Annotated in this window: 23 protein-coding genes; 9 read left to right on the forward strand and 14 right to left on the reverse strand. The window is 52.0% G+C overall.

What is annotated here, in order from left to right:
• Window positions 1-4: 4 nt before the first annotated feature.
• Window positions 5-718 carry an SAM-dependent methyltransferase gene (locus tag JNUCC32_RS23800; protein ID WP_192570059.1) on the reverse strand — a complete coding sequence of 238 codons (714 nt, stop codon included), beginning with the start codon at window positions 716-718 and terminating at the stop codon, window positions 5-7.
• A gap of 98 nt (window positions 719-816) precedes the next feature.
• Window positions 817-1,215, reverse strand: coding sequence for a hypothetical protein (locus JNUCC32_RS23805; protein WP_096774912.1), 399 nt, complete (start codon window positions 1,213-1,215; stop codon window positions 817-819).
• Between the two features lie 79 nt (window positions 1,216-1,294).
• Here JNUCC32_RS23805 and JNUCC32_RS23810 point away from each other — a divergent pair, with 79 nt between their 5' ends.
• Window positions 1,295-2,056: a kanamycin nucleotidyltransferase C-terminal domain-containing protein gene (locus JNUCC32_RS23810; protein ID WP_192570060.1), complete on the forward strand. Its 762-nt coding sequence runs from the start codon at window positions 1,295-1,297 to the stop codon at window positions 2,054-2,056.
• 161 nt (window positions 2,057-2,217) lie between these two features.
• Window positions 2,218-3,966, forward strand: coding sequence for a M28 family peptidase (locus tag JNUCC32_RS23815; RefSeq protein ID WP_096774939.1), 1,749 nt, complete (start codon window positions 2,218-2,220; stop codon window positions 3,964-3,966).
• Window positions 3,967-4,087: 121 nt separating this feature from the next.
• Here the strand turns inward: JNUCC32_RS23815 and JNUCC32_RS23820 are convergent, their stop codons facing one another.
• Window positions 4,088-4,534, reverse strand: a complete 447-nt coding sequence (locus JNUCC32_RS23820) for a DUF3888 domain-containing protein (RefSeq protein ID WP_192570061.1) — start codon at window positions 4,532-4,534, stop codon at window positions 4,088-4,090.
• A gap of 236 nt (window positions 4,535-4,770) precedes the next feature.
• Between JNUCC32_RS23820 and JNUCC32_RS23825 the strand changes: the two genes are divergently transcribed.
• Window positions 4,771-5,703, forward strand: coding sequence for an alpha/beta hydrolase (locus JNUCC32_RS23825; protein ID WP_323373381.1), 933 nt, complete (start codon window positions 4,771-4,773; stop codon window positions 5,701-5,703).
• 311 nt (window positions 5,704-6,014) lie between these two features.
• Window positions 6,015-6,224, forward strand: a complete 210-nt coding sequence (locus JNUCC32_RS23830) for a hypothetical protein (RefSeq protein ID WP_192570063.1) — start codon at window positions 6,015-6,017, stop codon at window positions 6,222-6,224.
• A 205-nt stretch (window positions 6,225-6,429) separates the two neighbouring features.
• Here JNUCC32_RS23830 and phnX read toward each other — a convergent pair whose 3' ends face one another.
• The 6 genes from phnX to JNUCC32_RS23860 are packed head-to-tail and all read right to left on the reverse strand — an operon-like array spanning window position 6,430 to window position 11,924.
• Window positions 6,430-7,248 carry a phosphonoacetaldehyde hydrolase gene (gene phnX / locus JNUCC32_RS23835; RefSeq protein ID WP_192570064.1) on the reverse strand — a complete coding sequence of 273 codons (819 nt, stop codon included), beginning with the start codon at window positions 7,246-7,248 and terminating at the stop codon, window positions 6,430-6,432.
• Window positions 7,245-8,339, reverse strand: a complete 1,095-nt coding sequence (phnW, locus tag JNUCC32_RS23840; protein WP_192570065.1) for a 2-aminoethylphosphonate--pyruvate transaminase — start codon at window positions 8,337-8,339, stop codon at window positions 7,245-7,247. Before phnW ends, phnX begins: the two co-directional genes overlap by 4 nt.
• 22 nt (window positions 8,340-8,361) lie before the next feature.
• A complete protein-coding gene (locus tag JNUCC32_RS23845; RefSeq protein ID WP_192570066.1) occupies window positions 8,362-9,351 on the reverse strand; it encodes an extracellular solute-binding protein in 990 nt (329 codons plus the stop codon).
• A gap of 44 nt (window positions 9,352-9,395) precedes the next feature.
• On the reverse strand, window positions 9,396-9,590 hold the full coding sequence (locus JNUCC32_RS23850; RefSeq protein WP_192570067.1) for a hypothetical protein: 195 nt from the start codon (window positions 9,588-9,590) through the stop codon (window positions 9,396-9,398).
• Window positions 9,563-11,179 carry an ABC transporter permease subunit gene (locus JNUCC32_RS23855; protein WP_192570068.1) on the reverse strand — a complete coding sequence of 539 codons (1,617 nt, stop codon included), beginning with the start codon at window positions 11,177-11,179 and terminating at the stop codon, window positions 9,563-9,565. Before JNUCC32_RS23855 ends, JNUCC32_RS23850 begins: the two co-directional genes overlap by 28 nt.
• Window positions 11,172-11,924, reverse strand: coding sequence for an ABC transporter ATP-binding protein (locus tag JNUCC32_RS23860; protein ID WP_192570069.1), 753 nt, complete (start codon window positions 11,922-11,924; stop codon window positions 11,172-11,174). The genes JNUCC32_RS23855 and JNUCC32_RS23860 overlap by 8 nt, the downstream gene beginning before the upstream one ends.
• Before the next feature lie 251 nt (window positions 11,925-12,175).
• Between JNUCC32_RS23860 and JNUCC32_RS23865 the strand changes: the two genes are divergently transcribed.
• On the forward strand, window positions 12,176-12,940 hold the full coding sequence (locus JNUCC32_RS23865) for a DeoR/GlpR family DNA-binding transcription regulator (RefSeq protein ID WP_145040375.1): 765 nt from the start codon (window positions 12,176-12,178) through the stop codon (window positions 12,938-12,940).
• Window positions 12,941-13,257: 317 nt separating this feature from the next.
• Window positions 13,258-14,316 carry a hypothetical protein gene (locus JNUCC32_RS23870; protein WP_192570070.1) on the forward strand — a complete coding sequence of 353 codons (1,059 nt, stop codon included), beginning with the start codon at window positions 13,258-13,260 and terminating at the stop codon, window positions 14,314-14,316.
• Between the two features lie 58 nt (window positions 14,317-14,374).
• Here JNUCC32_RS23870 and JNUCC32_RS23875 read toward each other — a convergent pair whose 3' ends face one another.
• Complete coding sequence (locus JNUCC32_RS23875) at window positions 14,375-15,259, reverse strand: GNAT family N-acetyltransferase (RefSeq protein WP_192572722.1); 885 nt, start codon at window positions 15,257-15,259, stop codon at window positions 14,375-14,377.
• A 229-nt stretch (window positions 15,260-15,488) separates the two neighbouring features.
• Here JNUCC32_RS23875 and JNUCC32_RS23880 point away from each other — a divergent pair, with 229 nt between their 5' ends.
• Both JNUCC32_RS23880 and JNUCC32_RS23885 read left to right on the forward strand, forming a co-directional pair.
• A complete protein-coding gene (locus JNUCC32_RS23880) occupies window positions 15,489-16,607 on the forward strand; it encodes an ATP-binding protein (RefSeq protein ID WP_192570071.1) in 1,119 nt (372 codons plus the stop codon).
• A gap of 305 nt (window positions 16,608-16,912) precedes the next feature.
• On the forward strand, window positions 16,913-17,767 hold the full coding sequence (locus JNUCC32_RS23885; protein ID WP_192570072.1) for an alpha/beta fold hydrolase: 855 nt from the start codon (window positions 16,913-16,915) through the stop codon (window positions 17,765-17,767).
• 1,269 nt (window positions 17,768-19,036) lie between these two features.
• On the opposite strand, the gene metG is transcribed toward JNUCC32_RS23885, so the two are convergent.
• The 4 genes from metG to JNUCC32_RS23905 form a co-directional block, all read right to left on the reverse strand.
• The gene (gene metG / locus JNUCC32_RS23890) at window positions 19,037-20,677 is read right to left on the reverse strand and encodes a methionine--tRNA ligase (RefSeq protein ID WP_192570073.1); all 1,641 of its coding nucleotides are present in this window, start codon (window positions 20,675-20,677) and stop codon (window positions 19,037-19,039) included.
• Window positions 20,678-20,765: 88 nt separating this feature from the next.
• On the reverse strand, window positions 20,766-20,903 hold the full coding sequence (locus JNUCC32_RS23895; protein WP_192570074.1) for a hypothetical protein: 138 nt from the start codon (window positions 20,901-20,903) through the stop codon (window positions 20,766-20,768).
• A 142-nt stretch (window positions 20,904-21,045) separates the two neighbouring features.
• The gene (locus tag JNUCC32_RS23900) at window positions 21,046-21,366 is read right to left on the reverse strand and encodes a sigma-70 family RNA polymerase sigma factor (RefSeq protein ID WP_096774927.1); all 321 of its coding nucleotides are present in this window, start codon (window positions 21,364-21,366) and stop codon (window positions 21,046-21,048) included.
• A 56-nt stretch (window positions 21,367-21,422) separates the two neighbouring features.
• Window positions 21,423-21,599 (reverse strand): hypothetical protein, encoded by a 177-nt coding sequence (locus tag JNUCC32_RS23905; RefSeq protein ID WP_176502469.1) that lies wholly within the window; start codon window positions 21,597-21,599, stop codon window positions 21,423-21,425.
• A gap of 159 nt (window positions 21,600-21,758) precedes the next feature.
• Between JNUCC32_RS23905 and JNUCC32_RS23910 the strand changes: the two genes are divergently transcribed.
• Window positions 21,759-22,676, forward strand: coding sequence for an ArsR/SmtB family transcription factor (locus JNUCC32_RS23910; RefSeq protein WP_096774928.1), 918 nt, complete (start codon window positions 21,759-21,761; stop codon window positions 22,674-22,676).
• Window positions 22,677-22,684: the final 8 nt, after the last annotated feature.

Consider the following 22,684-nt stretch of genomic DNA (forward strand, 5'->3'; position numbering starts at 1 on the left):
GCTTCTATATCTTGCGAATGCTTAGCAGCGAATTGCCGTTCTTCATAAACTCATAGGGTACTTTAACTTCCGCTACCCGCAAGCCTTCTGCCTCCAGCTCATGAATCAGACGGTCCAAATGGACGTAGCGGCTCCCCGATAAATCGGTCAACGGGAAGATGCGCACCTCTTCCGAGGCCACTCGCAGCAGCTCCCGAACCGTCTGGACATGAAAGTCATAGTCCAATCGGTCGCTGTACATGAACAGAAAATGGGCGGACAGCACCAGGTGAAACTGTTCGTTATCAAAAGGCAGCTCCGGCAGTACCGCAGCGACATAGCGATCCGGAAACTCCCGCATATCCCTAACGCAATCGCGGAGCGCTTGCTCGCGATGCCGGCGGAGCCCCTCCACATCCCCGTAATAATCCCAGACATAATTGCTTTTTGCCTGCTCCATCGTTTCCATGGCATGCCCGATATCCCGCAGTCCCTTGGCCTCCAGATCATCCGGTTTGTGATCATAAGCAATATCGCTTGCCGTTATATCGAGACCCTGCTTCGAACCGTGAGCGGTGAACGAACACGCGCCGGAAGGGCAATCCAGCACCCTTTTACCGGCAAGCTCCGGCATCTTCAAATCAAACATGTGCGCGTACTCTTCAAACGTGCGGCCAATGAATACAACCCGGTCCAATTCCTGCTTGGTCTTACCTCTACTCTGCTCAGCTTTACTCATCTCTTCTCACCTCAGCTATAGATTGGCTGCGGATGCGGCAGCTCCTGCACACTCCGCAAGGATATACTACCATAATATGGGGTAAGGGAATTGGAATATTATGATCCCTGCCTGTTCTTTTTAAGAAAATCTATAACATCATCTAAGTCATCCGTTTTCAAGACGATTTCCTTATCATTCACCAATACAATAATCGGAAATCTGGCTAGTCCTATAGCATCCGCCCTTTGCCTGCCGGTCTCGTCCCTTACATTATGCAACATGGCAGCCTGCAAAACCTCTCGATCGGCATCGGACATACGGACCTCTTCACTCCACCATGCAACATGCGTCTGCTCATTCGGCCCTTTCGCGGCATTTGCATCCTCGTAGAAATAATGAATTCGTAATTCATCTTCTTCCGCCAGCAGATCCTCAGGCACAGCTATCTTGCTTAATCCAGAACAACCAATCACCGTCGCCAAGACGAACCCGGTTAGAACGCTCTTAAACTTCAAAAACCCGTCACCCCCTAATGCACCCGTTCTATTTATACTATAATATAGATAACTAACTTTCTTCGGAGGGGATTTCTTTATGCTATCTTATCCTGCGGCTACGACCAGAGAAGAGAAAATGAACATCATTCATCACATCAAAGACCGGCTGCTTCACTTGCACGGCGATGACATTCTGGCCATCGGCCTGTACGGTTCGATTGCGCAAGGAATGGATGGCCCTTACTCGGACATTGAGCTTCGGGTTGTTACGCAGGACGGAGTCTCCCTGCCCGGATACGAATTCATATATCCCCCATTCAAAATCGAAATCGGAATGAAACAGAAACAGGACATCTTCAAGGCTGCCGCGTCAGTGGATGACTCCTGGGCAATTAAAGCCGGCGCCTATGTACACCTGCAGGAAATCTACGATCTGGGGAACCTGCTCGCCGAGATTCGGAAGCTGCCCCTTGAAGTTTCGGACGAGGCGATCAAAGAAACGATGCGGGAATTCATGATTTGGGAGCCCTACGAAACGATGGGCAAAATCCGAAACAACGTCCAGTCCGGGAACCTAAACTATCTCCCGCTTGGCGCTAAGGACCTGACCTGGCAGACGGCCAAGCTGATTGGGCTTGCCAACCGAACCTTTTATCATACTAGGGCCCGGACGTTGGAGGAATCCCTTACCCTCCCATCCCGACCTTCCGGTTATGACGAGCTGGCACAGTTGGTCATGCGCGGACAGCTTCTCCAAATCGATCATGTCTATGAACTCTGCGAGCAGCTCTGGACCGGACTAAACGCATGGTATGAACAGATGAATATCGAATATAAATTAAAGGAGCTTCCATTCTGATGGAGGCTCTTTTGTTAGGGTAAGGAGCCATCGTTCTCAATCTTATATTGACACATGTCATATTCTGGAACTACGCTGTGTAAGGGCCTATTTCTTACATATGATGAAAGATCACACCGCGAATGACCCTGAATGATCCTAAAAGGAAGTGAGTATTGATCATGCAAATTCAATTGAGCAGACCGCCGGACCGCAGACCTCCTTATTGGCTGCCGCTTACAACCATCCTGGCCGTCATACTCTTTATCTCCCTCATGCTGTGGTTCGAGAAGCCGCCGGAAGCCAGAAAGATCGATGCACCCGCAACCGAGTTCTCGGCGGAACGCGCCATGGCACATGTCGAACGGATTGCCCAAGAGCCCCACCCGATGGGGTCCCCTGCCAATGCGGAAGTCCGGGCTTATTTGGTGGAACAGATGAAGCAGCTCGGCTTGAACCCGGAGGTTCAGGAGTTTAATGACCGTCTGACAACCAAGTACGTCGACGCCGACGTGCAGCTTACGAACATTCTCGGCGTCATTAAAGGAACCGGATCTGGTAAACCGCTCCTTCTGATGTCGCACTATGACTCGGTCCCTACCGGCCCCGGGGCGAATGATGCTTCGGTCAGCGTAGCCTCCTTGCTGGAGACGGCAAGAGCGATCCAGGCCGGAACTCCGCCGCAAAATGACATCTGGATCCTGCTGACAGACGGGGAGGAAAGAGGCCTGCTCGGTGCCGAGGTGTTCTTTCAGGACCCGGCGCACCGCGAGATCGGCATGATTGCGAATTTTGAAGCGCGGGGATCGAAGGGCTCGTCCTTCATGTTCCAGACCAGCGACGGCAATGGACGGATCATTGAAGAATATGCCCGGGCCGTATCCAATCCTGTCAGCAACTCCCTCTTGGTGGATCTCTACAAACAACTGCCGAACGATACCGATCTGACGGTGGCGCTGGAGCATGGCCTCCCGGGGCTGAACTTTGCCTATGGCGACGGGTGGGCAGCTTACCATACCCCGATGGACAACACGGAGAATGTCTCCCTTGAGACCATGCAGCATCAAGGCGAGAATGCGCTCGCCATGGCAAAGCATTTTGGCAATCTGGACTTGGCTGACCTGACCTCCACAGGCGACCGCATCTATTTCAATCTGTTTGGCCTGCTGGTTCATTACCCTGCGCAATGGGCGATTCCGATCACTGTGGCGATCGCAGCGCTATGGCTGGCTTTTGCTTGGTTGTTTGCCCGCTTCTCCCTGCTTACCGTTAAGGGAAGCCTGATCGGGCTCGGAACTCCGATTCTGGCCGTCGTGCTCTCAACCGCGCTCAGCTATGGCTTGTGGACGCTCATCGATGCGTTGTGGGCAGGCAAAATGACGCAGCCTACAGGCGCAACCTACGATTCGCTTCTGTACAGCGTCAGCTTTGTGCTGGTGACCCTCATCGCTCATGTCGCGCTTACCCGCTGGGTGGTGCGAAAAGCAAATGAAGTGGAGATGCTGCTTGGCGGCGCACTCCTGTTCCTGCTGCTGCTCATCGGCTCGACCTGGCTTCTGCCGGGCGCAAGTTATTTATTCGCGATACCGCTGCTGGTTCATTTCGCGGCTCTGACGTGGGCGGCATTTACCCGGGACCCGCGCGAAACCTTAACCCATCCGGCCGTCGTGCTGGGAACGTCGCTTATCCCGGTTCTGATGTTCACGTCGGTCTTTCACATCGTATTCCTCCTGCTCCCGCCGGGGATTCATCTGTTCAGCGTTGTGCTGATCGGACTGATACTGGCCCTGATGTCCCCGGCAGTTCGAATGCTCGCGCATTCTTGGAAATGGGTGCTGCCGGCTGCTTTCATCGCCATCGTTGTCCTGCTCGGCATCGGCTGGAGCCAAGCTGAACCCGGGCCGGATCGGCCGGTTTATGAGAGCCGATAGGGTTCCCCTAGAGCAACTGATAGTTGTTACACCTGATAAGTGCACTCTATCCTGCATGCCAAACAAGCAAACGCGAACACCGCGTTTGCTTGTTTTTTTACATTGAACAGCCCAGCCCCCGTTACTTCACGATGTCTTGCCAATGCGTAGGGAGCTCATACGTCTCCAGATGCTTGTATTCTACCAGCTTCACCATACCGCCGGGAATCGTCGGAGCGACCTCAAAGACAAGGCGGTCCTTGCCCACCGGGATATGGGGGCCGACCACCGGGCGCGCCTCCAGCGTGATGACGAAATGAAAGCCGCGGAATCCGTTCACTCTCTTCACTTGAATCACGTCCACGAAATAGGGATAGACAACCGGAAGCTCCTTCAACGTATGGCTATAATGCCGATCGACCACTTCATCGATATGGGGAAGCAGAAACAGCATCAGTATATCTTGATACTGCAGCTGGGCACTATCCTTTTTCGGTGATGTATAATCGGTCACCTCGGCATGGGATGGCAGCGGCAAGCCGAAAATCGTGACGACGGCAAGGATCAGGCCGATAAAGCATTTGTTCATGTTCCTCTCTTCGCACCTCCTGCCACAGCTCTTATGGATTAGGTTCTCCCATCCGATAAGATTGATGTAACGCCATCCGAAACGAATGTGATCTGCCATATGGATGAATCAAGTTACGTACGATATGATAGGTGGAAGGAAGCTATCGATTCGGCACATTCCTTCCTCTCGGCATGCCTTCGGCGCATACGATCAACACCGACGGGAGGATATACATCATTAAGAAAAAAAGGATTATGACCATGTCTGCAGCTATTATCGCTTTACTAGCAATCATTATAATTTCAGCCAGCTTCTACTTTTATAACGTCGCTATTGCCCGGGCCGACAAGGCCTTCCTGAACGGCAACCCGGACCTGGAAGCCAACTCGAATATCGACAATCCCTTTGCGGACAGCAAGGATTGGTGGGCCAAGCAAAGCTTCGAGGAATGGAGTCTTACCTCAGACGACGGCTTGAAACTGCATGCGTACTATTTACCTGCCGAAGTGCCTACGGATAAAACCGTCATGATCGCGCACGGATACTCCGGCCATTCGGAGCAGATGAGCGGATTCGCCCAAATGTACCATGAGGACCTGGGCTACAACGTCCTGCTTCCCGACGCGCGTGGCCATGGAAAGAGCGAAGGCGATTACATCGGCTTCGGCTGGCCGGAGCGGATGGATTATCTCAGATGGATTGAACGTGTCATCCGGCATACAGGGAAAGACGCCCAGATTGTCCTGCACGGCGTGTCCATGGGCGGGGCAACGGTGATGATGACCAGCGGCGAAGAGCTTCCGCCCCAGGTAAAAGCCATCGTCGAGGACTGCGGGTATACCTCGGTCACGGATGAGCTGACCTATCAGCTGAAGCGCATGTATAAGCTTCCATCCTTCCCGCTGGTTCAATCCACGAGCCTGCTCACCAAGATCCGGGCCGGATACTCCTTCGGCGAGGCCTCCGCGCTGGAGCAGGTGAAGAAATCCAAGACGCCGACGCTGTTCATACACGGCGGCGGGGATCTGTTCGTCCCTACCGAGATGGTGTATGAGCTGTACGAGAACGGTCCGGAGCAAAAGAAGCTGTTCATCGTCCCCGATGCAGGCCACGGCCTGGCACGCCAGTTCGATCCACAAGGGTACGACCGGGAAGTGAAGGAGTTTATCGGCACGTATGTGCAATAAATTGAAAGAAGAGCAGTCCATGCGGACTGCTCTTTTTCGGTGAGGTGAATATACCCCTGATCAGCTTTGCGGTCACAATTAAGCCCATGTTGGTGAGCTATACCATTTGAGCGAACTCAGGTTTAGAACATAAATGTTGGATGCATGATATGAGACCACTTGACCTGGTTTCCCTCAGAGATCAACTACATGTTCCTGTTTAGATTCAGAGTCATGCTATAATTAGAATATTCTGTAAACAAACATTATTTTTGGAATGAGTAAATAAACTAAAAGGTTTTTAGTTCCATTGTTGAAAGGATGGATTCTTCATGGTTGTTGGAGTACAAGAACTCATTTTTTTTATCATTATTTTAGCAGCAAATTACTTACTAATTTACCTGATTGTTAGTAATGCTATTTCAAATTCAGGGTTGAAATCGGAAATGGATAGTCTCAAGAACGAATTGATAGATATAAAGAAATTGCTAGTAGATCATTCGGCAAAAACACTTGGGGATCGTAAGAATAAAGAAATCTAAATGCTACCTCATTCATTGTTAGCGATTCGCGTTAGAAACTTAACTCAATCTAAAACAGACCCGGCAATTCTGCCGGATCTGTTTTATTGAGGTTTAAAGTGAGCACCCTCTCAATGAAGGAAGCCAACAAAAAAGCAAAGTAGAAACCGAGACCAGAGCTTATGCGCGAAGAATATCATTCGCGGTTTCTTCATTAAATACCATCCTAGCGCTGAATGCCCGGTCTTTTTCCCTCAGCCAGCATGCCGTTAATGCTCTCGATCAACTGCGGCAGCTCGCTCATCGTCCGGATCGCAAAATCCGCCCCGTTACGGATAAACGTTTCCTCGGTTTTCGAGATCGCGGCTTCCCGGTCCGACTCTGACAGGGCATGAAACTCTTCCAAGCCCAAGCCCATTTCGGAGCTGCCGATAGCAACGCCAACCGACCACACGCCTGCGTTCACGCCTTCTTTCACGTCGGAGACGGTATCGCCGACCTTAATGACTTTCCATGAAGCCGATAATCCAAGAAACTCCATGTTCCGGTAGATCATGTAGGGGTAAGGTCTTCCTTGGGAGCGCGTGTCATCCGGCGTGAAATAAACATCCGGGCTGTACCCCTTTTGCCGCGCATTGGCAACCACGACCTCCATCATGCCGCTCGTATAACCGGTCGTGGAACCGATTTTCAAGCCTTGCGCCTTCAGCGCTTCAACCGCCTCAATGACACCCGGAATCGGGTCCGTGTACTCGGATAAGGAGACCATCAAGGCCGGCTCGAATTCCGCATACAGCCGTTCTACATCCTGCTCACCGAAAGCTCTGCCGTACTTCGCCTCCCATAGCGCAGACACTCTCGGCATAGACAGCATGGCACGAATATGGTCGATCTTCAGCATCCCCATCGGCGCTCTCGCTTCCTCCATCGTTACCTCAATACCCGAATTCTTGAAAATATCGACAAACACGTTCACGGGCGCAAAACATCCAAAATCCACGGCCGTTCCGGCCCAGTCCAATATAACGCCTTCGATTCGGTTCATTGTGCCGTCACCCCCATATATTCTTCAATAATCGCACATAATTGCTCGATATCCTTTTCATAGATCTCCCCGATATTCCCGATGCGGAAGGTATCCACGTCGGTCAGCTTACCCGGGTAGATCACATAACCTCTTTCTTTAATATAAGCGTAAAAATGCTCAAAGTTGAACCCTTCGTTCGGGAATAAAAACGTGGTGATGATCGGGGATTGTTTGTCATCGGTGATATAAGCCTGGATGCCGATCTGCCCCAATCTCTCCCGCAGCAGGCGATTGTTATTCCGGTAACGGTTGAACCTGGCAGGGACGCCGCCTTCTTCATTCAGCTCATCCAACGCTTTGGAGAAAGCCGCCACGACATGGGTCGGCGAGGTATAACGCCATTTGCCGTCCTTGTCCATGCCCTTCCATTGGTCGTACAGGTCGAGCGACAAGCTGCGCGCAATCCCTTCGCAGGCCGCAAGCTTCTCCAGCTTGGCGATCACGAAGCCAAACCCCGGAACGCCTTGAATGCATTTATTCGCGCTGCTGATCAGGTAATCGATGCCGAGCCCCTGAACATCGATCTCCATGCCGCCAAAGCTGCTCATCGCATCAATGATGAGGGTTTTTCCATATTCCCTGGACAGCTTCGAGATCATCTCCAGCGGGTTCAGAATGCCGGTGGTCGTCTCGCAGTGAACCATCGCGATATGCGTAATCCGCGGATCCTCATGGAGCCTAGCCCGCAGTTCATCCTCGCTTGGATGTTCATCGTAATTCACCTTGTACTCCGCGTAATTCAGTCCGATGTACTCCGCCATCTTCACGATCCGCTCGCCGTAAGCGCCGTTCGTTACGATCAGCACCTTATCGTCTTTCGAAATGGCGGACGTCATGACGGCTTCGACGGCAAACGTGCCGCTTCCCTGCATCAGCACGGCGGTGTACAGCTCTGGATCCGTTTCGGCCAGTGCCAGGAGCTGCGATCTGATTTTTTGCGTAATCGATTTGTATTCATCATCCCACGTGCAGCGGTCAAAGAGCATTTCCTCTTTTACCGCCTTGGTTGTGGTCAAAGGTCCCGGTGTCAAAAGCTTGTAGGTTTTCATGTCGCATCGCTCCTAATTCGGCTTATTCTTTGGATCCGTTGAAGAATTGCTGATGCTCTTCCAGCAGCTCCACGGTCAGCGGCTTCTCGAAGGTCATCGAGTATGCAGGTTTGTTGACTTCATCGACGGTCTCCCCTTCGTACAGGGCCACCGGGTAGTTCGCAATCAGATCTTTGCGGGCATCCTTTACGATGGTCTCGGCCATCTTCATCGCCAGATCCGTCGTTGCATTCTTCTTGTCCACGACCGCAACCGATTCGGTCAGCGAGAAGTTTCCTTCGACCGGATCTACGTAGTCAATCGGTGCACCGGTGGCTTTAGCCGCTACCGCCTGATGGCGGAGTCCAAACCCGGCCGCCACTTCGCCCGCCTGCACTTTCTTGATCGGACCGGAGCCCGAGCTCTCCAGATGCGGTCCCACGTTGGCGATCAGGTCATGAAGCACCTTACGTCCCGCATCTTCGCCGTATTGCGTAATAATGGCCTGAACGAGCAGCCAGCCGGTGGAAGAATCCATGATGTTCGGAATCGATACGAGTCCGCTGAATTCCGGTTTGGTCAGGTCCGTGATGGAGGTGGGCATCGGCAATCCTTTGTCCTTCAGCACTTCCGTATTCACGAAGATGGAGCCGGTATTCGCCAGAATCGGCGTGTAATATGCCGGATAAGAATCGGTAGCGCCTGCGTCAAAGGCCAGAACCTTAAACATCGAATGCTTGCTCTGCGAGCTTTCGATGAAGTAGGAGCTCATGGTGACGAGATCCGCCTCGATTTTGTTCCCCTCCGCCATCAATTTGCCCCCAAGTTCGGAGGTGCCCAGGGATTGGACAAGATACTGTCCTTCATATCCGGCATTCTTCAACGAGGTCTCCATTGCCGCAACGGCTTCTTCATCCCCATTGGTGTAGATGACTACCTTCTTCGCTTCCCCCGCGCTGCCGCAAGCGGCCAAAGCAAACACCATACTGATTGCGATCAATGACAGCAGCATTCCCTTCAGCGTCTTCATCATGATTAACTCACTCCTTGAATGTTTTTATTGGCTTTAAAATAGGTTCAGTGCTTGATGTCCGCTGCGATACCGTATCGTACCTCCGATCTAGAAATCCGCAGACAAAGGCGAACGCATTCGCGTCCCCAGTACGACACGTCGTCTCTGCCGGGTGTATGTTTTTCAACCACATATCCGGCAACATAGCGGACAAGCACGTAATAGGGCAGCTTTAGCGTTGCGCCGTTCTCCTCTGCCATGCGTCGCACACCAGCTTAATGATCAGATTCGTGAAGAAGATCAGCATCGACAGCACGAAGATCTCATTAAACTTGGCGAAATGCTGCAGCTCTTTGATTTTGCTGGCGACGAGCGACGTCTGGGCCGATACGAGAAAAATGATGCCGCTGATCGTCACCATGGCGTTGATGAAATAGTAGCTGAACATCTCAATGACGGTTGAGGCCGAGTTCGGCAGGATCACCCGATACACGGTCTTGAACCAGCTATCCCCCAGCAGTTCTCCCGTGGTTTCCCAGGAGGGATTCATCTTGGACAGAGAGTTCTTGGCCATCAGGTACGGCGTCGTAAAGAAATGAACGATGTTGCACAGAACGATAATGATAAAGGTTCCCTTCAGGCTGCTCCCGTTAAAGAAGAGCAGGTAGGATATCCCCAGCACCATGCCGGGCACCGTATTGGTTATCATGGATACGATGTCTACCGCGGACCGGGCTTTTAACGATGTTCGCACATTGAGCAGCGCGGATAAGTACGCCATCAAGGTACCGAACAGCGCCGTCAAGAAGGCGACCCAGAGCGAATTGCGATATACCCCCGTCAAGTCGCTCGATTGAATCACATCCCGCACATGCTGGAACGTGAAGGTCATGTCATAGGGGTAACTGCTCAACCAAGGAGCGATGAACATCACCGCAAAAATGGACAGCATGCCCGTCACAATGGCCGACGACATCACGCCGAAGGCGATATCCCGAACGCGCTGCCGCGGCAGCTCGATATCCGACAGCTTGTCATAGTGGAAATTCCACTTTTCCAGATAATTCAGCAGCCAGATGCCGAACACGGCCGGAATCAGCATCATCACCGCAATGACAGCGCCTTGATTGAAGTCCGGAATGGAACCCAGCATCACCTGGTACAGCTGCGTCGCCACGACCGGATAGGTACCGCCGACGGAAGCCGGAATCCCAAAATCCGTAAAGCTTAAGATAAAGGACAGCACAAAGGCCCCGCCAAGGGCTCCCGCAAGGGGACGCAAAATCGTATTCATGAAACTTCTCATCGTGCCGTCACCCATTAACTTGGATACGATGATGAATTTTTTATCAATGTACTTAAACGCGTTATGAATCAGCAGGAAAACCGGCGGCAGCGTATAAATGACGTAGCCGATGAGCAGCCCGTTCCATCCGTAGATATCGAACAGATTGCGCCCGGCAAGCCGGGTGATCAAGCCTTGGTTACCGAACGAATACATGATGGCGAACCCATAGGTAATGGTCGGAAGCAGCATGGGGACCATGATGACGGTTTTCAGCAGGCCTTTGACGGGCCGGTATATTTTGGTGCAATGAATGGAATACGCGAGTACGAACCCCAGAACGGTCGTGATTACGGCCGTTACGCCCGATACCTTCACGCTGTTGCCGATCGCCGCGACGAATTCCCGATTCGACCCCATGGATGCATAGTGTCCAAGGGTAAATCCCTGATCGGATCCGAAGGAGCGGATCAGCAATATGAGCAGCGGCAGGAACAGAAACACGGCGAACAATAACAGGATGACGGTAAAGATAACCCGCATTTCCGGCTTCGCGCTACGCATACTGTTCACCGAACAGGTTGTAGATGTTCTGCCTTTTGATATGCAGCTGCTTGATAATGAACTGCTTCACAAAATCATTGCTCGGATGATGGACAATCTCCTGGGGCGTGCCGAATTGGGCAATCTGTCCCTGATGGATGATCAGGATTTTGTCCGAGAGCGTCAGCGCCTCTTCCGGGTCATGCGTCACAATGATCGTGGTCAGCTTGAATTCCCTGGCGATCGACTGGATCCGCTGCTTGATCGATTCCTTGATCACGCCGTCCAGCGCGCTGAGCGGCTCATCAAGCAGCAGGATTTTCGGTTTCGTGACTAGCGTTCTGGCCAGGGCCACTCTCTGCTTCTGCCCCCCTGACAGTTCGCCGATCCGCTTGTCCAAGTGGGGCTGGAGCTCCAGAAAATCGATATATTCACGGACCTCCTGCTCGCTTACGCTCCCCTTCTTATTGCGCAGGCCGTATACGATATTGTCGTAGGCATTCAAGTTCGGGAATAAGGCATAGTCCTGAAACACGATATTGAATCCCCGCTTCTTCATCGGTACGCTGCTCAGATCTTGACCCTGGAACACGATTTTTCCCTGATCCATTCGGGTGAGTCCCAAAATAATATTCAGCAATGTGGTCTTCCCGCTCCCGCTCGGACCGAGCAGCGATACAATCTCGCCCGTGCCGATTTCTACGTTGATGTCATCCAAAACCACTTTATCGTCGAATTGTTTGCAGATATGCTCTAGCTTCAGCAAACGGCTCACCTCCTTAAACACATCCTCAGTATAGAAACCATATGTAAATAAGAATCATGGGAACTGTTAAATGTAAGTAAATTATGCATATATCATTCATAAATCAATACTAACTATTGACCATATTCATCCTTAACAGATGCCTAACTTATGAATAATGTAGGTAATTGTATTGAACATGGCCGTGCGAATCGGTAAACTAGACATGAATACAGGCATCAACCACTAAGGCGGATTGAATGGGTGAGCGAATGTTTCCATTGGAGAGGCAAAAGAAAATACTTGAGCTGCTTACGATTCGAAAAGTACTGAAGATCACGGAGCTTACGGAAGAGCTGAACGTCTCCGTGGATACGCTGCGACGGGATTTGAACACCCTGACCAAGCAAGGGCGGATTGAGAAGATCTATGGCGGGGTGAAGCTCGTGGAGTCCCGGTTCGGCGAATCCTCCATGGATGAGCGCATGGTCAGCCAGCTGGAAGAAAAGGACCGGATCGCCCGCAAATGTAGCGAATTCGTTCATGACGGCGACTGCATCTACATCGACAGCGGCTCGACCACGTACCAAATCGCCAAATACGTGAAGCATAAGAAGAAGCTGACGGTGGTTACGAATTCACTTCCGGTTGCGATCGAACTGATGGACAGCGACGTGGAGCTGATTATGATCGGCGGCAAAATCCGGCGGGAGGAGCAATCCGTCGTCGCGTATGAATACATCTTCAACTTTCATGAGCTGAATGTGCTGAAGGCGTTTATCTGCTGCAGCGGCATCACCATCGAAAAAGGCATCTCCGACTACAACCTGGAAGAAGCCATCACGCGCAAAAAAATGATCGAGCTGTCCAAAGAGGTGATTGTCATGGCGGACAGCACCAAGTTTGGCAAAGACGTTACCATTTCCATCGCTCCGCTCGACAGAATCGATACCATCGTGACGGATGCGAACGTCCATCCAAGCTTTATTCCAACTTTCAAGAAAACCAATACAACGCTTGTGATTGCAGATGAATAGAATAGAGAATCACGCCAAAAACGGACATTACCGATCGCCGAACGACAGCGAGTATGGGAACGTCCGTTTTTTATTTCACACTGGCGGAGACCGGTGCTAGCTTATATGTATCGAGCCTTTTCCAGTATCCTGCATCCATAAGGATTAATCTTCTCTTTGCATGCATCTCCATCTCTTTTTTATGTGGATGACGGACCAAGCCCCCTTTGTAAGCGGTTGTACATTAGAAGGGAAGTCCATATAATGATGAAGGAATGAAAATTAGGATATTTTTGTTATGTTCTGCGACACCATGCAGGTAGAGGAGGAATCTGATTATGAACGTTGGATCAGCACGAGCAGCGGCAACGGATTGGGTCTTGCAGCATGCCAGCAGGGAGCCTGGATTCATGGGTGCCTATTTCAGCGGCTCCACGGTCGGCAAGCCGGACGATGCCGAGATGGCTCCGTCATCAGACATTGACGTCGTTGTAGTCACCGCGGATCCGGAGCCCCCGCTGAAACCGGGGAAGTTTATCTACCAGGACGCCTTGATCGAGGTCACCTATCTGTCCTGGCAGGACCTAGCTTCGCCCGAGCAAGTATTAACGTCCTACCATCTGGCCGGCAGCTTCCGCGTAGACACCCTGATGTCCGACCCGACCGGGCAGCTGCGCAAGCTGCAGACGGACGTCTCGCGGCACTTTGCCGACCGGATCTGGGTCACCCGCCGCTGTGAGAACGTGCGCGAACGTATCATGAACGGCCTCCAATCCATAGATCCTTCCGCTCCTTGGCATCGCCAGGTGACCTCTTGGCTGTTCCCTACCGGCGTAACCACCCATATGCTTCTGGTCGCCGGGCTTCGCAACCCCACGGTCAGACTCCGCTATGCGGCAGTTCGCGACGTGCTGAAGGAATATAACCAAGAGCAGGTCTACGAGGAGCTGTTACGTTTGCTGGGCTGTAAAGACATGACTGCCGAGCAAGCCATGAATCATCTCAACGGACTGGCCCGCACCTTCGACGCCGCTGCTGCGATTGCCAAGACGCCCTTCTTCTTCAGCAGTGACATTACGCCGGAAGCAAGACCGATTGCCATTGACGGCAGCCGCGAGCTGATCCTAAACGGAAGCCATCGGGAAGCCGTCTTCTGGATGGTGGCCACCTTCGCCCGCTGCCACAACATCTTGGAGGTTGACGGGACTCCTGAATTTCAGGAGGAGTATGTACCCGCTTTCGATGCGATTCTGGCCGATCTTGGCATAACGTCCACCGATGACCTGCTCCAGCGGGCCGAAGAGACCCTCCGTTTCCTGCCGAAGCTGTGGGATGTCACGGTAGGCATTCTGGATGCCAATCCGAATGTATCCGGCGGCGAAGAATCAACCTCATAACTCCTATTTTCATATAGAAAAGCCCACGCCAGGATTCGTTCCTGGCGTGGGCTTTGTATTAGCGGACTTCCTGCTCCAGCGGCAGGTAAAACCGGTGCTCCTCTTGGTCTTTGGCAAAGCCGACCGACTGATAAAGTGACAACGCCGTATCATTGGCTGCCTTTACTTGCAGCTTGACCGTGGCGGACCCATGCGCCTGAAGATAAGACATGGCACGGCAAAGCAGATATTTGGCGATCCCCCGCCGTCTCCACGGTTCCCGCACAAACACATCTTCAATCACGCCATCCCCCTCCTCCTGCCATGCCATGGTACTGCCGACGATCGTATCCCCTTCCAGAACATTCATGGCGATCCAGTTGGAATGCGCCTTATATTCCCGTAATCGTTCGAGACCCAGCGGCGCTTCCGGCCAAATTTCAGCTTCGAGCTTTAGATACTCCACTTCCTCTTCCGCAGACTCGATCCTCCACAATCGATTTTGATAGCGATCATCTAACGGCAAGGCAGGAATAGGCTCCTCCAACGATCGTTTCATGGCATAGAGGTTCTCCAGCGGCTGAAACCCCTTCTTCACCGTAAAAAAAGCGTTATTGGCGCTCTCATGGACATAATTGCCCACGCACAAATACGTCTCGTACGTCTTCGGCAAAGTCCTCATTAAGACAACCGCCCGTTCATACAGGACCTGATACAATTCGTCCAAAAGGTCGAAATCCCGCTCACGATGCGGAACCGCCTTGAGATTCACGTAAATATGATGCTTGCAGTTCGGGGCACATCCCGGCGGAATCACGTTTATGATCCCGACCTGACCCTTAGCTACCATCTTCCCGTCTTCGATAGCGCAAAACACGTTTTCCCAATTCTCCCGGTCACCCACCCACCAGAACAGCGCATTCTCGGCGGATACCGCCTGATATAACTCGCCTAGCAGAGGCATGTCGCCCTGCCCAAAACTACGAATGATTCTTTCGCTCAAATGAATGTCACCAGCCTTTGCGTTCATTGTAAGCCGATCGGAGTGCCAACAACAGAGAAAAAACAACTATAGACAAACAAGCCGCTTTTTCAAACAACGATCTCCATATAATGGGTGTACAATAATGATATTACGTAATATAATAATTACGTAATATCATAATACTCAAAAGTGAGGTTGATGATTCCACATGACACGTGATCTATTCCAAGAGATGGATGTCTTAAAGAATCAAATGGCGGAGCTGCAGCAGCTTGTTTATCAAGCTTTTATGGAACGAAAACCTGCATCCGCATCAAATCCATACCGCCAAGAAATCGCAACAGCGCCCACCATAAATGAACCCAATCCCGAAGACGGCTCTGTCTTCTACTCCGGGCAGGTGCACCTGAACGGACAAAACATCCGCTGGGAGCCACAGCAACGCCGATTGAATCAATTGCTGGACATGAATACGGAGAAGGCGGCCAAAATCCTCGCTGCCCTGGGCAACAAGCAGCGCCTGGATATTTTGAAGGCCGTCATGGCGGAGCCGCTATCGGGATCCGAGTTGGTGGAACGGTTGAACATGGGGACGACGGGTCAGCTGTATCATCATCTCAAGGCGCTGCTCGGCGCAGACCTGCTCGTCCAGGAGCAAGGGGGCCGCTACGCTCTTCCCCAGCATCGAAGCCTGCCGTTCCTGCTGCTGTTGTCCGCTGCCGGCGATCTGCTCGATGCCAGCGATTACCTGGAGATGTCGGAAACCCGCAACAATGCAGGGATGTACTTCGGGCCCTCGCATGGCTTTGATATTCATCAGCTGCTTTGGGCCGTGGTGGAAAATTCGATTTTGGAGCATACGAGCGGGTATGGCGATCAGATCGGCATTTTCCTGCATGAGGATGGCAGCGTGACGGTGACCGACAACGGAAGAGGCATTCCGGTGCAGGCCCTCCCGAATTCCGATGTCCCCGTTGTGCAGTCGATTCTGACCGATGTCCACCGCTTCAACAACAGCGCGCACTTTCTGGTTCCCGGCGCGGAAAAAGGCATCAGCATTGCCGTGGTCAACGCCCTTTCCAAGCAGCTGTCCGTGGAAATTCGGCGTGACGGGAACATATACCGGCAGGAATACCGGCACGGCATACCGCAGACGGGTCTTTTGACGGTTGGTTTGACTCAAGAGACGGGAACCAGCGTGACGTTCAAGCCCGAGCCGGAATTGTTCAGCTCTGCCTTTGAATTTGACCGCATCCTCGAGCGCAAGGACGCGATTGCCGCGGATTATCCTGCACTTGCCCTGACCATTCGGAACACCGCTGAATAAAGTGGATTTTCGAAGCGGTCCTAATTTGTATACTTTGCTTTTTTTGCAGCAGCAGCATATTGGGTCGACAGGCATTCCAAGCATATCCCGGCCACGTGCCGTGCGCACAGGGAGTAGTTTCGCACGATGTATGAATGCCTGATATCCGGTACACCGAGTGCCTGCGCTCCTATGCTATACTGAGCTTGAACGAACGCTAATCGAGGTGATATAGAATGCTGGAACGTTCTATGGAGAATGTAATGGAATCCGAACAGGAAAGGGGCTGGTGCGATTAAAATATAAAACGAAACGAGGACGTACACATGAATACGCGAGATACGGTAATGAGCGAAGGTTTTGCATTGAATGTTTCCATTCGCGGAAACGGCAAGCCCATATTGGTGGTGGGAAGCAGCGTTTACTACCCCCGCTTGTTTTCGGAGCAGCTTTATACGTCATTTCAATTGATTTTTCTGGACCATCGAGGCTTTGTGGAGCCTCCTCGGACACTGGAACCGGAAGACTATACGCTGAATAAGGTTCTGGATGATATCGAAAGGGCAAGACAAGCGCTGGGACTGGAGGATTTTATCATATTGGGGCATTCAGGACACGCCTTTATGGCGCTGGCGTATGCCCAAACCTTTCCGGAACGCGTCAGCAAGGTGATCCTGCTGAATACGGGCCCCTCCAATAGTCCGGAGCGGCGGCAGCAGAGCATCGCTTTTTTCAATGAGGCGGCAAGCCCTGAGCGGAAACGGCAGTTCGAAGCGGATATCGCTCTGCTGGAGGAGGATATCCGAATGGAGCCTGAACGGCGGTTTGCTCATATGTGCATTCGGATGGGAGCCCACAGCTTTTATGATTATGCCTTTGATGCGGCTTGGATGTGGGATGGGGTCTTCACCAGCATGCCCGTCTTGGATCATTTATGGGGAGAAGCCTTCGCGCGGCTGAATCTGATCGATTGCCTGGAAGAGGTCGATATCCCCGTCTTCATCGGTCTTGGACGGTACGACTATTTGGTCGGCCCCGTGTCGCTATGGGATGCCGTAGACGGCTCGCAAGCAAACGTGAGAAAGGTCGTTTTTGAGCAAAGCGGCCATAATCCGATGTTCGAGGAGCCTGAGCTTTTTAACGCCGTCTTGACGGATTGGATTCACGAAACGGATCGCTGATCTTGTAAAAGCTTGAATGAAGAGGAGCCCGCGGCATTTCCGCTGGGCTCGCTTTGTATTTACTGGTGCTTCAAGCGGCGTACTCTCGCTTCATAAGGCTTCAAAGGAGCATCGTCCGATGCTCTACTCGCTCAAAGTCGCTCTTTTTTGAGACGGATGCGGACACTGGTTCCGCTATTTGCTGATATTCGGGTCTCTTTGGTGCCAATAAGCGGGTATGGACCCGCCATTCGCTGATTTTCGTTCCTTTTTGAGTCCATACGGACACTGGTTCCGCTATTTACTGATATTCGGGCCTCTTTAGGCCAATAAGCGGATATGGTTCCGCCATTCGCTGATCTTCGTTCCTTTTTGAGTCCATGCGGACACTGGTTCCGCTAATTGCTGATATTCGGGCCTCTTTGGGGCCAATGCGGACATAGGATCCGTTAATGCAGCTTTTACACGGTTGAATCCCAGTAAATTTTGAATATAGCGGATCTCCTGTCCTCAAATCGCTGCAATATGGCCAAAAACATAGAAATAACGGAACCATTGTCCTCCAAACGTCACAAATCCAGACCCATCCAAACCGCAAACCTCCATCACTCACGCGACGTTGCTTCATCAGTTTTCGCCCATTGCCAAAATCCCCCTACTACTCTGCTCCATTGTTTCTCGACTCTTGATACTTTGCACCCCCGATCCCAAACTCTTGTTACTTTGCTTCACCGCACCGCTCCTGGACTCTTGTTACTTAGCTTCCTTGATCCCCGACTCTTGATACTCTGCTTCATCGATCCTCGCCTCTTGATACTTTGTTCCTTTGCTTCCTCAATCCTGGACTCTTGTTCCTTTGCTCCCTCGATCCCCGACTCTCGATACTTTGCTCCATCGATTCCCGACCTTGATACTTTGCTCCATCGATTCCCGACGTGATACTCTGCTTCATCGATCCTCGCCTCTTGATACTTTGTTCCTTTGCTCCCTCGATCCCCGACTCTCGATACTTTGTTTCCTCGATCCTCGACTCTTGTTACTTTACTTCTCGATCCTCGACTCTCAATTCTTTACTTTGTTCCGTCTATCCTCGACTCCCGATACTCTGCTTCCTCATTCCTCGACTCTTGATACTTTCCTTCCTGACTCCGCGACTCTCGATCCCTAGACCCCTTGATCTCTACACACCTCGCAGGGTCCTGGCACGAATACGAATTTCATCATGACCACGATAGCTCCCACCCTCCTGCTGGATCTGACCCGCTGGATGGGCAGCGGAGAGTTCCCCCATTAAAGGGACAGCTCCCTCAGCCGATGGCTCTCCTCCTCAATCCGGCTTGGATCGATGCGCTCAAACAACAGCTCCACCCCATGAATCGGCCTGTCGGCCGGAACGTGGCACCACTTCCACGCAGGCGGCTCCAGCGAGAGAAAGTCCCGGATCCTATCGCAAGAGAACGGAATGAACGGCTGCAGCAGGTTTGCCAGATTGGCCATAATCAGAATGCAGGTGTACAGCGTGGTCCCGCAGGCGGCTCGATCCTCCTTGACCTGAATCCACGGCTTCCGTTCATCGAAATATTTGTTAGCCTGGCGCACCACGCTGAAAATCAACTCCAACGATTCTTTCAGTCGACCCTCCTCAATAAGCGCCCCGGCCTGTCGGTACAGTTCCTCCACCCGGCCCTGCCACTCATCGGATATGCTGCCCTCAGGCACTTTCCCGTCAAACGATTTGTTCGCAAACACCAGGGTCCGGTTGACCAAATTCCCGAACGCGCCAAGCAGCTCGCCGTTATGGCTGTGAATGAACTCCCTCCAGGAGAAATCCGCATCCCGCTTCTCGGGACCGTTCGCAAGGAGGAAATAACGAACCGAGTCCGGCTGATACCGGCTTAACAAATCCGGCACCCATATGGCCCAATTGCGACTGGTCGAGAATTTCTTCCCTTCCAGTGTCATGTATTCGCAAGAAATGATCCGATCCGGTTGATGCAAATCCCCGGCTCCCTTAAGAAGCGCAGGCCAGATCAACGTATGAAACGGGATATTGTCCTTTCCATGAACATAGTAGGCGGTCACCTCGCCCGGCCCCTTGCGCCAAAAGGGCTCCCAATCGCCGCCCGTCTCCGCGGCCCACTGCTTGCTGGCGGACAAGTAGCCGCTGACCGCTTCAATCCAAACATAGATTTTCTTATCCTCGAAGCCCGGAACCGGGACGTCCACGCCCCAGGTCAGATCCCGCGTAGCCGCCCGATCCTGAAGTCCTTCCTCCAAGTATCTTCGGGTCATGTGCACGGCATTATCCCGCCAGCCTTGGGCGTTGCTCAAATCATCCGCCAGCTCAGCTTGGAAATGCGACAACGATACATAAAAATGCTCGGTGGGCCGCTCCACCGGCGGGTTCCCGCAAATTTTGCAGGTCCTGTTCGTCAGATCGGACGGATCAAGCATCGTGGAACAGGCATCGCATTGATCCCCGCGGGCCCTGCTCCCGCATACGGGGCAATCTCCTTCCACATAACGATCCGGCAGAAACCGCCGATCGGTTTCGCAATACGTTTGCAGCACGGTTTTACGGTACAGATGGCCGTTGTCCAGCAGCTTCAGGAACAGCTCCTGTACCACGCCATGGTGAAACGCCTGATCGGTTCGCGTGTATAAATCGTAAGAGAAACCCAGCTGTGCAAAGCACTCCGCAAACTCCGCATGGTACCGATCGGCAATATCCCCCGGCGTCACGCCCTCTTGAATCGCTTGCACCGCCACCGGCGTGCCGTGGCAATCGCTGCCGGATACGTACAGGACACGATCGCCCTTCGCGCGGAAATAACGCGCCAACACGTCGCCGGGCAGGAGACTGGCAAGCCGCCCCAAATGTAAAGATCCGTTGGCATAAGGCCAGGCACCGCCGATAAAAATGTTCGTCATGTCGTTCATCCTCCTTTTTTATGGACAACAAAAAAAGCCCTCATCCCAAAGGGACGAGAGCTTACGGCTCACGTGGTACCACCCAATTTCATTCATGCCTTGCGGCATTCACCTCTTCGGGTACGACGCCAATATATCGCGTGTATACCCTAGCACGGTAACGGGTGCGGGTTCCGGCACAGCCTACAACCCCAAGCAGGGTTTCGGTGCACAGCTCAGAGGCCATATTCCCGAGGCTCCTTCTTTACCCCTTTTCACCTGCCGGGGCTCTCTGTTCAAAGACGCTGCCAAGGTACTCTTTCTCTTCATTGCTTTTGTCTCGCGTTATTCAAGTTACTGGAAATCATACTCGAATTTCACGGAAGAAGTCAAGGGGACGAATGCGCAGCTTTTCTTGCTCTTTCCCGGCCGTCCCGTATCGCTCCCAGCTTCTTGCCCAGCATCATTTTAAGCTTCTTGCGGGCTCTGCTCATGCGGTTCCGGACATTTTCGGGCTCAATCTGCAGCACCTCCGCAATTTCTAAGGTGTTGAAATCCTCGTAATAGTACAAATACATCGGTTGTCTTAAGGTTTCGGGCAGCCTAAGCACGGCAGACAACAGCTCGTCATGGTTTTCTTCGCTGTACATTATCGATTCAGGCACCTGTACGGCGCACTCGCTTAAACGATTCTCAGCCAAAAGATCCATTCATTTCAACTCCTTTTTCCCGTAGATGGATATGGATCGGTTCTTCCTTGTGCCCGTTAGTTCAAATTACGGGCTCTTTTCTTGACCGGCTGAAATTGCCTTCTCTTCGTTGGGAAGAAGCGTGCCAACAAACGTACCCGATCATGCGTATATTTCCAGGCCTCTCCGGCCTCTCGATCCAACTCCGCCTGCTGCTGCTTGATCAGAGATTCCACAACGAACCAATTGGTCATATCCAGTCACTCCTCTTCCCTCGCTCGTTAGTTCATATTTTTTTGAACTAAATATTTAAGTTCAATTATATATGAACTAATAAAAAGTTCAATATTTATTTTCCTTGGGATGTGGTATCATAAAAATGGAATAATGAGTGCTTGGAGGAGAGGATGATCATGACTCATATCAGAGTTGACTATTCGCCTGTTCACGAGCTGGTAACCAGCTTGTTCACATATGCAGATAATAAAAACCAAATGCATGATCTAGGGAATAAATGGAGGAAGGAAATTCAGAAGAATCTGCCCGCGTCTTTTACGGATAAGCTGGAAGAGCTGGACCTGTGCGAGATCGTTGCTTATCTGCACCTGGTTATCGTAGACAGCCCGAAAAAAGACAACATCGAGCGTTTTCTTGCCTGGTTTGCCGATTTAGGAGAAGGGCAATTGTACGAAATCCTAGCGCCTTATCTAGAAGGCGGATTTCCGATGGGGCTGAAAACATTCCGCGATCAGAGCCTTGAGATCATGACGGAGTGGCACCGGGCCTATACGATCTTGCCTGAGATTCACGACCTGCTGGGGCGTTCCGCCGCCCGCATGGAGCAGCGGAGCCGGGAGCTTTCCTGTATTGATCTGATCGATGAGGCAACGAACGGGATCGTGCTCGATCTTGAAGACGAATATAGCGCCATTCTTCTCATCCCTACTTATCACATCAAGCCGTTAAACCGGATGGACGAAGTGGGCAATCAACAGCTCATTATCAGTTATGCCGTAGACGATGAGCAGCAGGACGAGGATACGCCGACCAACCAGCTGCTGCGCATGACCAAGGGATTGGCTGACGAGAAGAGGCTCGTGCTGCTGCACATTCTCGCTGACGGCCCCGTCACGTTTACGGAGCTGCAGCAGAAGACCGGACTTTCGAAGAGTAACCTGCACTACCACCTTTCCTTGCTTAAAACCGCGGGTCTTTTGCGCATGCACTTCAAAATGCCGAATGAACGATATAAATACAGCGCAAGACCGGAATCCTTCACTCAGCTCAAGTCTTTCCTGGAGTCTTACGTGTTCGGTCTGACAAAAGAATAAGCGTAACG

The sequence above is a fragment of the Paenibacillus sp. JNUCC32 genome (genome assembly GCF_014863545.1).
Taxonomy (GTDB): Bacteria; Bacillota; Bacilli; order Paenibacillales; family Paenibacillaceae; genus Paenibacillus_AQ; species Paenibacillus_AQ lautus_A.